Source organism: Pseudomonas sp. PA1(2017), from assembly GCF_001945375.1.
Classification (GTDB): Bacteria; Pseudomonadota; Gammaproteobacteria; order Pseudomonadales; family Pseudomonadaceae; genus Aquipseudomonas.
This window is the reverse complement of record NZ_MSXU01000016.1, coordinates 64,537-77,175: the sequence shown is the minus strand read 5'-3', so window position 1 is coordinate 77,175 and position 12,639 is coordinate 64,537. Positions and strand designations below refer to the sequence as shown.

At 65.2% G+C, this 12,639-nt stretch carries 15 protein-coding genes; 2 read left to right on the top strand and 13 right to left on the bottom strand.

Features of this window, described 5'->3' with window-relative positions; translation table 11 throughout:
- Positions 1 to 139: 139 nt before the first annotated feature.
- The 5 genes from BVH01_RS23855 to BVH01_RS23835 all read right to left on the bottom strand — a co-directional run bounded on the left by BVH01_RS23855 (position 140) and on the right by BVH01_RS23835 (position 3,306).
- Positions 140 to 331 (bottom strand): DUF1289 domain-containing protein, encoded by a 192-nt coding sequence (locus BVH01_RS23855; RefSeq protein WP_075932712.1) that lies wholly within the window; start codon positions 329 to 331, stop codon positions 140 to 142.
- Positions 331 to 855 carry a gamma carbonic anhydrase family protein gene (locus BVH01_RS23850; RefSeq protein ID WP_075932711.1) on the bottom strand — a complete coding sequence of 175 codons (525 nt, stop codon included), beginning with the start codon at positions 853 to 855 and terminating at the stop codon, positions 331 to 333. The genes BVH01_RS23855 and BVH01_RS23850 overlap by 1 nt, the downstream gene beginning before the upstream one ends.
- Positions 856 to 877: 22 nt before the next feature.
- On the bottom strand, positions 878 to 1,480 hold the full coding sequence (locus BVH01_RS23845; protein ID WP_075932716.1) for a CoA pyrophosphatase: 603 nt from the start codon (positions 1,478 to 1,480) through the stop codon (positions 878 to 880).
- A gap of 141 nt (positions 1,481 to 1,621) precedes the next feature.
- Positions 1,622 to 2,383 (bottom strand): ABC transporter permease, encoded by a 762-nt coding sequence (locus tag BVH01_RS23840; protein ID WP_075932710.1) that lies wholly within the window; start codon positions 2,381 to 2,383, stop codon positions 1,622 to 1,624.
- The gene (locus BVH01_RS23835; protein WP_075932709.1) at positions 2,380 to 3,306 is read right to left on the bottom strand and encodes an ABC transporter ATP-binding protein; all 927 of its coding nucleotides are present in this window, start codon (positions 3,304 to 3,306) and stop codon (positions 2,380 to 2,382) included. Before BVH01_RS23835 ends, BVH01_RS23840 begins: the two co-directional genes overlap by 4 nt.
- Positions 3,307 to 3,553: 247 nt before the next feature.
- Between BVH01_RS23835 and BVH01_RS23830 the strand changes: the two genes are divergently transcribed.
- Both BVH01_RS23830 and BVH01_RS23825 read left to right on the top strand, forming a co-directional pair.
- The gene (locus BVH01_RS23830; protein ID WP_075932708.1) at positions 3,554 to 3,865 is read left to right on the top strand and encodes an I78 family peptidase inhibitor; all 312 of its coding nucleotides are present in this window, start codon (positions 3,554 to 3,556) and stop codon (positions 3,863 to 3,865) included.
- A 70-nt stretch (positions 3,866 to 3,935) separates the two neighbouring features.
- Positions 3,936 to 4,853 carry a LysR substrate-binding domain-containing protein gene (locus tag BVH01_RS23825; protein ID WP_075932707.1) on the top strand — a complete coding sequence of 306 codons (918 nt, stop codon included), beginning with the start codon at positions 3,936 to 3,938 and terminating at the stop codon, positions 4,851 to 4,853.
- Positions 4,854 to 4,898: 45 nt separating this feature from the next.
- Here the strand turns inward: BVH01_RS23825 and BVH01_RS23820 are convergent, their stop codons facing one another.
- The 8 genes from BVH01_RS23820 to mdcA form a co-directional block, all read right to left on the bottom strand.
- Positions 4,899 to 6,245, bottom strand: coding sequence for an SLC13 family permease (locus BVH01_RS23820; protein ID WP_075932706.1), 1,347 nt, complete (start codon positions 6,243 to 6,245; stop codon positions 4,899 to 4,901).
- A gap of 251 nt (positions 6,246 to 6,496) precedes the next feature.
- Positions 6,497 to 7,432: a malonate decarboxylase subunit epsilon gene (gene mdcH / locus BVH01_RS23815; RefSeq protein WP_075932705.1), complete on the bottom strand. Its 936-nt coding sequence runs from the start codon at positions 7,430 to 7,432 to the stop codon at positions 6,497 to 6,499.
- Positions 7,429 to 8,061, bottom strand: a complete 633-nt coding sequence (locus tag BVH01_RS23810) for a malonate decarboxylase holo-ACP synthase (RefSeq protein WP_075932704.1) — start codon at positions 8,059 to 8,061, stop codon at positions 7,429 to 7,431. The genes mdcH and BVH01_RS23810 overlap by 4 nt, the downstream gene beginning before the upstream one ends.
- 9 nt (positions 8,062 to 8,070) lie before the next feature.
- Positions 8,071 to 8,877: a biotin-independent malonate decarboxylase subunit gamma gene (gene mdcE / locus BVH01_RS23805; protein WP_075932703.1), complete on the bottom strand. Its 807-nt coding sequence runs from the start codon at positions 8,875 to 8,877 to the stop codon at positions 8,071 to 8,073.
- A gap of 2 nt (positions 8,878 to 8,879) precedes the next feature.
- Positions 8,880 to 9,731, bottom strand: a complete 852-nt coding sequence (locus BVH01_RS23800) for a biotin-independent malonate decarboxylase subunit beta (RefSeq protein ID WP_075932702.1) — start codon at positions 9,729 to 9,731, stop codon at positions 8,880 to 8,882.
- The gene (locus tag BVH01_RS23795) at positions 9,724 to 10,023 is read right to left on the bottom strand and encodes a malonate decarboxylase subunit delta (protein ID WP_075932701.1); all 300 of its coding nucleotides are present in this window, start codon (positions 10,021 to 10,023) and stop codon (positions 9,724 to 9,726) included. Before BVH01_RS23795 ends, BVH01_RS23800 begins: the two co-directional genes overlap by 8 nt.
- The gene (locus BVH01_RS23790; protein WP_075932700.1) at positions 10,024 to 10,908 is read right to left on the bottom strand and encodes a triphosphoribosyl-dephospho-CoA synthase; all 885 of its coding nucleotides are present in this window, start codon (positions 10,906 to 10,908) and stop codon (positions 10,024 to 10,026) included.
- Positions 10,908 to 12,575, bottom strand: a complete 1,668-nt coding sequence (gene mdcA / locus BVH01_RS23785; RefSeq protein WP_075932699.1) for a malonate decarboxylase subunit alpha — start codon at positions 12,573 to 12,575, stop codon at positions 10,908 to 10,910. Before mdcA ends, BVH01_RS23790 begins: the two co-directional genes overlap by 1 nt.
- Positions 12,576 to 12,639: the final 64 nt, after the last annotated feature.

Sequence of the window (12,639 nt, the reverse complement as noted above, 5' to 3'; positions counted from 1 at the left end):
CGCTCAGGCACCGCCGAAATAGGCAGTCAGGCTGCAATCGTTTCGCCCCGAGGTCGGGGCTCCCACAGGTTGGTTTGAATGTCTGCTTCTGCCTTGTAGCAGCCTATGGATGTCGCTTAAAAAGACCGTGAACAGATCCTTAAAGCAAAATGCCCTTGTCGCGGGCCCGCTCGTGGCAAAGCTGCAGCACCTCACGGCGCTCGGCGTTTTCCATGCGGCTCCAGCGGGTGATTTCATCGACGTTGCGCTGGCAACCGATGCAGATGTCTTCTTCATCCAGCGCACAGACATGCACGCAGGGCGAAGCGACCGGGCGTTCGAGGGTTTGCATCAGTCGTCCTGCTCGGCCAGTTCAGCGGCGTAGCGCTTGGCGTTGTGCACGTAGTGGGCGGCCCCGGCTTCGAGCATCTTCTTCTGCGATTCGGTGAGCTCACGCACCACCTTGCCCGGCGAGCCCACCACCAGCGAGCCATCGGGAATTTCCTTGCCCTCGGCGATCAGCGCGTTGGCGCCGATGATGCAGTGCTTGCCGATACGCGCACCGTTGAGCACCACGGCGTTGATGCCGATCAGGCTGTAATCGCCTACCGTGCAGCCATGCAACATGGCGTTGTGGCCAACGGTCACGCCGGTACCCAGGGTGAGTGGCGAGCCGGGGTCGGTGTGCATCACCGCGCCGTCCTGTACGTTACTGTTCTGGCCGATATGAATGAGTTCGTTGTCGCCACGCAGCACGGCGCCGAACCAGACGCTGGCGCCCTCGTCCAGGCGCACGTTGCCGATCACCGTGGCGTTGGGGGCGATCCAGCTTTGTGGATGCTGTTCGACGCGGGCGTTGCCCAGGCAGTATTTCATGACGGGAGTCTCGCAGGCAGGTTCACTTGAGGTGAATGTAGTGCTCGGGCGGGCGGCGCATGTCGATGTCAGCGTCGTAAACCAGGTTGACCAGCTCAACCAGCATGATCGCCGTCAGCCCCCAGATCTTGTATTCGCCATAGCGATAGCTCGGCACGTACCAGCTTTGCCCGAGGTAATCGATGCGATGGGTGACTTCGCGGGGGTCGTCACGAAAGAACACCAGCGGCACCGAGAATACCGCGGCGATCTCGCCATCGTTGGCCTGGTAGTCGACGAAATCCGGTACCACGCCGACGTAGGGCGTGACCTGGATACCGTGCCTGGAAACCAGGGTGCCCAGCGGCCCGACGATCTCCACCAGCCCGGGTGGCAGGCCGATTTCCTCCTCGGCTTCACGCAGGGCGGTTTCGATCAGATCACGGTCTTCCGGATCACGCCGGCCACCGGGGAACGCGACTTCGCCACCGTGGGTGGACAGGCCGCTGGCGCGCAGCGTGAGCACAACTTCGGGCTCGTCGCTGCGGGTGATGGGTACCAGCACCGCCGCTTCGGGAAAGCCCTCCTGGGTTTCCATGAAACGTGGGCTGTAACCACGAACGCGTTGGAGTAACTCGTCCAGCATGGGCATTCTCGGCATTCTTCTGCGCCGGATAATGGCATGAAAAAAGCTCGGAACCCACCCTTCAACACTGACGAAAAGCTCGCGAGCTAGGATCATGCGAGCCTGTTTTTAACGCAGCAGGGCCGACGCGCAGCAGCTTTTTCAACTTTTCAGGCGATAGCCAGTTTTGAAAATCCACCCTACGGTCAGAATGCAGGCCAGCAGAAAGCCCAGGATCATGCCCAGGCTGACCATCACGTTGACGTCCGATACGCCGTAGAAGCTCCAGCGAAACGCGCTGATCAGGTACACCACCGGGTTGAACAGGGTCACCGTCTGCCATACCGGCGGCAGCATGCTGATCGAGTAGAAGCTGCCGCCGAGAAAGGTCAGCGGCGTGACGATCAGCGCCGGGACGATCTGCAGCTTTTCCCAGCCATCGGCCCAGACGCCGATGATGAAGCCGAACAGGCTGAAGGTCAGCGCCGTGAGCACCAGGAAAGCCAGCATCCACAGCGGATGCAGAATCTCGAAATCGACGAAAAGCCGCGCCGTGGCGAGGATGATCAAACCGAGCACGATGGACTTGGTGGCCGCCGCACCGACGTAACCGACGAGAATCTCCAGGTAGGAAATCGGCGCCGACAGCACTTCGTAGATGGTCCCCGAATACTTGGGCATGTAGATGCCGAACGAGGCGTTGGAAATGCTCTCGGTCAGCAGCGCCAGCATGATCAGGCCAGGAATGATGAAGGCGCCGTAGCTGACGCCGTGCACCTGGGTCATGCTCGAACCGATGGCCGAGCCGAACACCACGAAGTACAGCGAGGTGGTGATCACCGGGGTGGCGATGCTCTGCAGCAGGGTGCGCCAGGTGCGCGCCAACTCGAACAGGTAGATGGCGCGGATCGCGTAGAAATTCATGCCTGCTCCTTCACTAGACTGACGAAAATATCTTCCAGCGAGCGCTCACTCGACTGCAGGTCCTTGAAGGAGATGCCGTGCTGGGCCAAGGCTTGCAGCAGCTCGGCAATGCCGGTGTCGTCCTGCTGGCCGTCAAAGCTGTAGACCAGTTCATGACCGTCATCACGCAGTTGCAGGTCGTCGCGCTGCAGCGCGGGCGGCAGCTCGACGAGCGGCTGCTGCAAGTGCAGGGTCAGCTGCTTCTGGCCGAGCTGGCGCATCAGGGTGTCCTTGTCCTGCACCAGGATGATCTCGCCCTTGCGGATCACGCCGATGCGGTCGGCCATCTCCTCGGCTTCTTCGATGTAGTGGGTGGTGAGGATGATGGTCACACCGCGCTCGCGCAGTTTGCGCACCATTTCCCACATGTTGCGGCGCAACTCGACGTCCACGCCCGCAGTCGGTTCGTCGAGAAACAGGATCTCCGGCTCGTGGGACAGCGCCTTGGCGATCATCACCCGGCGCTTCATGCCGCCGGAGAGTTCGAAGATGCGCGCATCCTTCTTATCCCACAGCGACAGGTCGCGCAGCAGTTGCTCAAGGTAAGCGTTATCCGGCGACTTGCCGAACAGCCCGCGGCTGAAGCGCACGGCTGCCCACACGCTCTCGAAACCTTCGTTGAACAGCTCCTGGGGCACCAGGCCGATCTTCGAGCGGGCCGCACGGTAGTCGCGCAGGATGTCGTGGCCGGCGACCGTGACCGAACCGCTGCCCGGATTGACGATGCCGCAGATGATGCTGATCAGTGTGGTCTTGCCAGCGCCATTGGGGCCGAGCAGCGCGAAGATCTCGCCCTTGCGGATATCCAGGTCGATGGATTTGAGCGCCGGGTGGCCCGACGCGTAGGTCTTGTTCAACTGCTGAATGGAAATGACCGGTTGCACGGTACGCCTCGATCCTGAAAACAGCGGGCCATTGTAAAGAAATGTTGCCCTGCGCGCTGAGCCGCCTGACGACACTGCCTGTGCCGGTGCAAGATCGGCTGCCGCCTGCACGCAATAGATGCCGGTCGCTCGCCCTGGCGAGCATGCTGCGATTGCGTGAATTCGGAACACGGGCACGACAACCGAGTCCGATACACGGCACACTCACCTACTTCACCGCGAACCCTTCACACACAAGGATCATGCAATGGCTTTCAAACACCTGATTGGCGGCGCCGCTCTGCTCGCCCTGCTCGCCGGCTGCAGTTCGACCGACACAGCACCCACCCAGGCGTCGAAACCCGCCAACAGCAACGGCAAATGCAGTGCCGAAGCCGCACAGAGCCTGCTCGGCCAGGTCGCCACCGCCGAAATCGTCGAGCAGGCCCGCGAGCAGTCCGGCGCGCGCACCGCCCGCGTGCTGTCGCCCGGCGACATGGTGACCCTGGACTACGATTCGCAGCGCTTGAACATCGATATCACCGAAGCCGAAGTCATCGAACGTATCGCCTGCGGCTGATTCCCCACAGCGCGGTTCATCTGCGGCACAATCGGGCCACGTCCATATCACCAGGGATTGGATCTGGCCCATGCAGATCGATGAGGAATTGACGCTCAAGAAGCTGGAAATCTTCCTGGCGTTCATGCGCAGCGGCAACCTGGCACGCGCGGCCAGCGAGCTGAACACCAGTAACGTCAGCGTGCACCGCGCCATCCACTCGTTGGAAAACGCGCTGCGCTGCCCGCTGTTCAAGCACCAGGGACGCAACCTGATCCCGCTGGAAAGCGCCTACGTGCTGGAAGAAAAAGCCCAGAAGCTGATCCAGGACGCCGAGGAAATGGTGCGCCTGGCCCGCGAAGCAGCGGGGTTCGGGGCCGAGCGTTTCAAACTTGGCGCCCTCTATTCGCTGACGGTGAAAACCGTGCCGCAACTGATCATGGGCCTCAAGCTGCGGCGCAGCGAACTCAATATAGACCTGATCCTCGGCTCCAACGTCGACCTGATGTACAAGCTCAAGAACATGGAGCTGGACGCCATTCTCATCGCTCTCGATGACAGCGTCAGCGATCCGGACTGCGAACAGCTGCCGCTGTTTTCCGACGACATCTTTCTGGCAGCGCCCAACGACTCGCCCTTCGCCGAACACGCCGAGGTGGATTTGGCAGACCTCTGCGACGACACCTTCATTACCCTGACCCAGGGCTATGCGACCTTCCGCGATGGTGCGCGGGTCTTCGAACAAGCCGGCTTCGAGCCCAAGGTGGCGATGCAGGTGAAGGACATCTTCACCCTGCTCAGCATGGTCAGTTCCGGCGTCGGCTATGCGCTGTTGCCGGGGCGCGTGGCGGCGGTTTACGAAAACCGCATGAAATTGATCGCGCTACAGGCCAAGTACCAGGTGCAGCAGCATATTGGCGTGGTGTTTCTCAAGGCCAGGGAGCGCGATCCGAACCTGCTGGCGCTCCTGGCCGAATGCCGGATGTACAGCCTGGGACAGACGGCCTGATACGGGACGGCAGGTGACGACTCGCGGTCGTCACCTGCATCCGTTTTACATCCAGCCCGGCACCACGAACAGCAGCCACGCCAGCAGCGGGCCGAACGCCACCACCAGGCCGCTGTAGACGAGGAAGCGACGAAACAGAGCTTCGCGCTCTTCCTTCGCGGCCGACGCCACCACCAGCGCGCCGTTGGTGGAGAACGGGCTGACGTCCACCACGGTCGAGGAGATCGCCAGCGCGCAGATCACCCCTGCGGCGCTGAGCTGGCCCTGCATCAGAAACGGAACCGCCAGCGGGATGGTGGCACCCAGCACCGCTGCCGACGACGCGAAGGCAGAGACGATGCCGCCGACATAGCAGACCAGCAGCGCCCCCAGGAGCGGAATACCGATGGCGCTGACGCCGTGGCCGACGAAGTCGACCGCGCCGGCCTTCTGCAGCACGGCGACATAGGTCACCACGCCGCTGATCAGCAGCACCGTGGACCAGCTGATGCCGTCCACCGCGCCCTTCTGCGCGGAGGGCGAGATGATCGCGATGGCGACAGCGACGGTGATCGCCACCAGGCCGACGTTGAGGTCATACGCCAGGGCAGCGATCCCCAGGCCCAGCAGGCCGACCAGGGTGATCAGGTGATCGCGGTTGATGCGCACTTCGTCCAGCGCCTGCGGATCATTGGACAAGGTGCCACCACCGGCGCTAACCACTGCACCATGGCCCTCGATGGCGAACTGGCGCGACGACGCCTGGACGCCGGCGATCAACGGTTCATCGGCCACGGCACGTCCACGGCGAAGCAGTGCGATGCCGCCAAAGGCGAAGAAACAGATGAACGCCATCAGCAGGTTGAAACCGAGGCTGGTGAGGAATACAGCCATTTCCGACACCTCCAGCCCGGCCTTCTGCACCACCTGATTGGTGATGCCGCCGTACACGCTGATCGGCGAGAAGCCGCCCGCCTGGGCGCCGTGGATCACCAGCAGGCCCATCATCAGCGGGTTGATCTGGTATTGCTTGGCGAAGCGCAGCGCCACCGGGCCGATGATCGCCACCGCCGCCGGGCCCAGTGCGCCGAATGCGGTGAGCACCGCAGTGACGATGAACATCACCCACGGAATGGCCACGATATGGCCGCGCACGGCCTTTACCGCCCAATGCACCAGCAGGTCGATGGTGCCGTTTTTCTGGGCGATGGCGAACAGATAGGTGATGCCGACCAGGGTCAGGAACAGATCGGCAGGAAAGCCCGCCAGAACCTCCTTGCCCCCCATCCCGACCCAGATACCGCCGACGATGAAAGCCAATGCAAAACCGACGGCCCCCATGTTGATGGGCAGCGCCGTAGCCACGATGAACATGATCACCAGGCCGATGATCGTTGCGATTTCCGGACTCATACGCCCTCCCGAGACACCTGGTTGGTTTCATCCGATGGCGACACGCCATCCATGGGTGCTGCCTGGCCGTGCGCCGCTGCGTACGTCATGGGTGCACCTGGAAGATTGCCTTCAATGGCGCAGCGGCCAGTGGCCGGTTGAGGCCGGAACGGGTACGGGTGGCGAGTGGAGTTCGTCGGTGGGTGATCATTGTTGTTATCCTCGTTGACGCATCGAAGTTATTGTTCTTGTGCTTCGGCAATCGGACGTTGTTATAGGCTCCGGTTCACCTCCTGACGCAGCAGCGCCTCCAGGGTATCCAGGCGCGAGCCCTGAAAGGCGACGACCATTGCCGGCTCGAACACACGCCGGGCCAGACCACTGAGTACGCCGCCGGGCGGCAGTTCGAGGTGCAGCCGCACGCCTCGTTCGAACGCAGTTTGTAGAACGCCGGCCCAGTCCACGATCCGGCACATGTTGTTGGCCAGGTCGTCACGCAGCGCCTCGGGCTCGCTCAGCAGCCGCGCGGTGCTGCCGCTCAGGTAGCGAACGGCAGGACGCCGCACTGCGACATCGGCGAACGCTTCGCCCAGCCTTGCCGCCGGTTCGGCGAGCAGTACGCAATGCGAGGGCACGCTGACCGCCAGAGGCTTCACCGCCCCTGCCCCGGCCGCTCGGGCACGCCCGCCCACGGCCTGCATCGCCGTGTGGCTACCAGCGATCACCACCTGGTTTTCGGCATTGATGTTGGCCAGAAATACCGGCGACTGCGAGCCATTCACCTCGGCCAGCAAGCGCTCGATGGTATTCAGATCGAGACCGAGAATCGCCGTCATGCCGTAGCCCTCGGGATACGCCTGCTGCATCAGCTGGCCACGCAGGGCCACCAGCCGCAGCGCATCGGCGAAACTCAGTGCCTCGGCGACCACCGCTGCGGCATACGCGCCAATGGACAGGCCCGCCACGTAATCGGCCGACAGACCACGGGCCCTCAACAGACGCGCGCCTGCCACCCCGGCAATCAGCAGGCACAGCTGGACGGCGCGGGTGCCTTGCAACGCCTCGGCAGAATCCAGCTCGACAAGGGGCTGGCCGAGCACGGCCTCGGCTTCCGCGAGGCACGCGGCAACGATGGGGTCAGCCGGCAAGCTGTGCAGCATGCCGGGCTGCTGGGCGCCTTGACCTGGAAAGGCCCACAACGCGCTCATGCCGCCACCTGCTGGCGTTGCCAAGGATCGCTGACCAGCAGCGGACCGCTCTGGGTTTTCAGCAACACGCGCGGCGCCTCGCCGGCCCATTCACGCAGCGCCACGGCGCCATGGGGTGTTTCCAGTTGCAGGTCGATACGCCCCGGCGCGCCGTCCAGCAGGTGGCACAGGGTACGGGCCCACCCCCGAGACAGAGGGTGGGGCGCGCGCAGCGACAGGTCGAGGTCGCTGTCCGGATGCGCGGCAGCGATGCCGCTGGCCAGCTCGAAGCCCAGGCTGCCGGTGACGCCCCAGGCCAGGCCCTGGGCATCGAGACGCGGCGCCAGTTGGCTCAGGGCCCGCAGCACCGGCCAGTGGGGCTGGGCATGACGGCGCCAGCGCCCGGCCATGGCGACCGCCTGGGGGCTGACCAGACGACTGATATCGGTCAGGCGCATCCAGGCCGCATACCGCTGTTCACGCGCAACGCCACGTACGCCCACCGCGACCCAGCCGGGCTCGGCCGCCGCACGGCGCACCACCACCGGCACATGCCCGCCCAGGGCAGCGCGAGCCCAGGCTGGCGCCTCCTGCGGCAGGTGCTCGGGGCGCAGGCCCCAGAGCAGGTCATGTGGACGAGGGCCATGCATGATCGGCTCCTACCACTGCGCGCGCAGCAATTCGCGCACCTGCGAGGAGGCCGCGCGATTGGCGGCGCCCAGGCGGTTGCGCAAGTCTCGAGGGCTGAAGGCGATGTCCGCCAGGGCACGGCTCAGGGCGTCCTGCACGCGGCTCAGGTCGGCAGCCGTGGGCTGCGTCACCTGCTCCACGTCGAGCACCTCGGCGAGCAGACCGAGCGAGGCGTAGTTATCCAGGTCGTAAGCCATTGGCGGCACGCTGGCGGCCAGCGCCTCCAGCTCATCGACGCTGCGCAGGGTGATGCGCGCGGCGGCGGCCTTGCCCATGGCATGCACCATCACCCCGGCGTCGCGCAGGGCGATCAGCCGATTGGCCTGGTAGCCATGGGCGAGAAAGGCGCCGGACATGGCCTTGCCCACCAGCAAACCGATCACCCCATGGCCGGCCAAGCGGGCACGGGCATAGGCGTCCACCGCGCCGGCCAGGGCCTGATGGATACCGTAGGCTTCTTCGCGGCGGCCATAGGCCTGGCTCGGCACGTCGACGATGGCGATCAGCGCGCGCTTGTGCGCTTTGTCGCGATCCGCCTCGATGGCCTCGTCGACCGCCTGAGCCAGGCCCCAGCCTTCGAGCAGGCCGACCTCACCGTTGCGAGCCCGGGGAAAGGGGTTGCCGGCATCGGCGATCACCGCCAGATAGCGCACCGGCTGGCCGGCCAGCTCGCCGTCGGCTACCCGCAGCGAGGCGGGCAGCCCGGAAATCGGCTGCGTCTTGCCGGCCAAGGCGTTGAACCAGTGCAGGCCGCGTTGTTCCAGTGCAGTGGTCATGGTCATGCTCCCTGGTAGGCGCTGCGTACGGCAGCGGCATCGGCCTGGATGGAAGTGTCGACGGCGCCCAGGCGCTCGAGGAACCAGGCGTGGCGACGGCTGCGTTCCTGCGCCGGCCGGCCCTTGGCGAACAAGCCATGCAGCTCGCTGCAGATGGCCTCGACGTCATCGGCCACGTAGCCATCGACCAGGCCGCTGGCATGGCGCTGCTCGCCACCGGTCAGGCTCCAGATGAACGGGCGGTCGCGCGAGTCATATTCGTCCAGCCCGGCCTCCTGTTCGATCACTTGCGGACCATTGAGACCCAGGCGCGCCTCACGGGTGACCAGCAGGTAACTGCACAGTCCGGCGGCGATGGACATGCCGCCAAAGCAGCCGACCGGGCCGGCCACCAGGCCGATAACCGGCTGGTACTGGCGCAGATCGACGATGGCGGCCTGGATCTCGGCGATGGCGGCCAGACCCAGGTTGGCTTCCTGCAGGCGCACGCCGCCGGTTTCCAGCAGCAGCACGGCGCGGGTCGGCGTGCCGTTACGGTTGTCTTCGGCGGCCAGTTCCAGGGCGCCTGCGATCTTCGCGCCGCCCACTTCCCCGAGGCTGCCGCCCTGGAAGGCGCCTTCGATAGCGATCACCACCGCGGGTTGGCCGTCGAGCGCCCCCTTGCCGACCACCACGCCGTCATCGGCTTGCGGCACGATGCCCTGCTTCGGCAGCCAGGGCGACATCAGCCGGGCGAAGGGATCGAGCAGCTCACGAAAACTGCCGGCATCGAGCAGCGCGCGCGCTCGCTCGCGGGCACCGAGTTCGGTAAAACTGCGCTGCGCCAGCAGGCGCTGAATGTTCTGATCAGCCATGGTTGAGTTCCTCCAGGCCCTGCTCCAGACGCAGGCGCACCACACCCGGGGTGGCGCCGAAATCGTGGATGGCGATGTTCAGCGCCGGCAGTTGCTGCTCGCCGAACATGCGCTCGAACAGCAGTTGCCAACGCGGTGCGCTGCCGTTGACCGAGGTCACCACCTCGATCGCCAGGGTGCCGGCCTGGCCGGGCTCGAGCATCACTTCCAGGTCGCCGGAACCGACGCAGCCCACCAACGCCCGGCCTTGAGCCGGTTGGCCGGCAGGAAATCGAAAAGACAGGGTTTCCATTCACAGACTCCCAAGCTGCGCCGGCAGGCCATGCTGCAGGCGGTCGAGGAACAGGGCGGCGGCGAGCAGATCGGCAGCGCCGCCAGGCGAGGCGCGCAGGTGCAGCATGTCGCGCTCCAGATCACGCAGGTAGCGGCGCCCCTCGAGGCCGGCGCAGCCGCCCGCGGCAAGCACCGCCCGGGCGCCGCTCTGCATGCGGGTCAGCCCGGCCATGCCGGCGCGGTAGAGCACGCAGGTGTCGGCCAGTTGAGTCATGATCGCCAGCAGCGCATCGAGGCGGGCATTCTGCTCCCCTGCCCCGGCAGCGCGGCTGCGCGCCAGTTGCGGCAGCGCCTGGTGGATCACCGCCGGGAAGCCCAGTTGCGCCTCCTCGCGCGCACCGTGCACGCCATACAGACGGCAGACCTGAGCACCATGGCTGTCGCCCGTCACGGTTACGGCGCGGTCATCGAGCAGGGCCAGGCGGGCGGCGCGTAGCGCAACCTGGGCTGGTGCCAGGGCGCTGGTGTCGAGTGCAGCCGCGGCGCTGAGCAGGCCGAGCGCCCAGATCGCACCACGGTGGGTGTTGACGCCGCCGGTTACGCGCAGCATCTCCTCTTCGCCTTCGCGGCCAATACGACCGACCGCCTCACGCAGAAATACGTCGATCTCGCCGCCTTGCTGCGCAGCCTCGGCCATGGCCTTGAAGCTCGGCCACAGGGCCAGCGCCGAGGCATGCATCAGGCCCAGGTGCAGGTCGGTATGGGCGCCGCTGCCACGCCGGTCGACCAGCCCCGGCTTGGGCGACAGGTCGGCCTCGTCGATCAGCGCATCGACGGCGAGGTCCGCCAGCCAATCGCCCAGGGACAGCGAGAGCTGAGGCTGAATTGCAGTGAGTGCATTCATCACCAACTCCTGAATTTGGCGGGTGGGTTGTACAGGCCGCCCGACCATTCGACCAACTCGGCGATGTTCTTGGCCGCGAGCAGTTCGCGGCTGGCATCGGTGCGGCGAATGCCGAGGTCTTCGGGCAGGGCGATCAACCCTTCGCGGCGCATGCGCACGGTGTCTTTCGGGTCATGGCGCAGGCCGATGGCGGTGACGCCGGCGACCGCAGCGATCATCGCCTGGCGCTCTTCCAGCGAGCGCGCCTTGTACAGGTAGGCGATGCCTTCCTCGGTGAGCAGATGGGTGACGTCGTCGCCGTAGATCATGATCGGCGCCAGCGGCATGCCGGCCCTTTTCGCCACGTCCACGGCATCCAGGCGCTCGACGAAGGTCGGTTTGCCGCCCTCCTGGAAGGTTTCGACCATCTGCACCACCAGCTTCTTGCCGCGTTCGAGCAGGGTCACCGGGCCTTCGCCGCCTGGCGTGGCCATGTCCAGCCAGGCTGGCGTGCTGTGGCGACGCCCGCGCGGGTCGTGGCCCATGTTCGGCGCCCCACCGAAACCGGCCAGGCGCCCGCGGGTGACGGTGGAGGAATGACCATCGCCGTCCACCTGCAGCGTGGCACCGATGAACAGGTCGACCGCGTACTGCCCAGCCAGCTGGCACATCAGGCGGTTGGAGCGCATCGAGCCGTCGCGACCGGTGAAGAACACGTCCGGGCGCTGGGCGATGTAGCCCTCCATGCCCAGCTCGGTGCCGAAGCAATGCACGCTTTCCACCCAGCCGCTTTCGATGGCCGGGATCAGCGTCGGGTGCGGGTTGAGCGTCCAGTTGCGGCAGATCTTGCCCTTCAGGCCCAGGGATTCGCCGTAGGTCGGCAGAATCAGCTCGATGGCGGCGGTATTGAAGCCGATGCCATGGTTGAGCGACTGCACCTTGTGTTTTTCGTAGATGCCGCGGATCGCCATCATCGCCATCAGCACGTGCACCGGCTTGATATGGCGCGGGTCGCGGGTGAACAGCGGCTCGATGTAGAACGGCTTGTCGGCCACCACCACGAAGTCGACCCAGGACGCCGGGATGTCGACCCGCGGCAGCTCGTCGACGATCTCGTTGACCTGGAAGATCACGATGCCGTCGCTGAAGGCAGTGGGTTCGACCAGCGCCGGGGTGTCCTCGGTGCTCGGACCGGTGTAGATGTTGCCGTGGCGGTCGGCCTGGAAGCCGGCGACCAGGGCGACGTTGGGGATCAGATCCACCAACAGGCGCGAGTAGAGTTCGATGTAGGTGTGGATGGCGCCGACTTCCAGCAGGCCGTCTTCGAGCAGTTGGCCGATGCGCAGGCTTTGTGGGCCAGCGAAAGAAAAGTCGAGCTTGCGGGCGATACCGCGCTCGAACAGGTCGAGGTGCTCGGCGCGGCTGACGCTGGGCATGATCATGTGCAGATCGTGGAGGCAACCGGGATCGACCTGGGCCAGCGAGCGGGAGAGGAAATCCGCCTGCTTCTGGTTGTTACCTTCGAGCACCACACGATCGCCGGGAGCAATCAAGGCTTCGAGGGCCGTGACGATCTTGTCGCTCGGCAGCACCACACCATCGGCGAGATGACGCACCTGGCCGAGCCGCCGCGCTTTCTCGGCTCGGCGCCGCGACCATTGCGGCGGTGGGGATATTGTTGTTGTCATTGAAGACTCCACGAGTTCCGCTGTCGTGGAGGCACCTTAGAAGTCGCGGCGAAGGCCATCAATC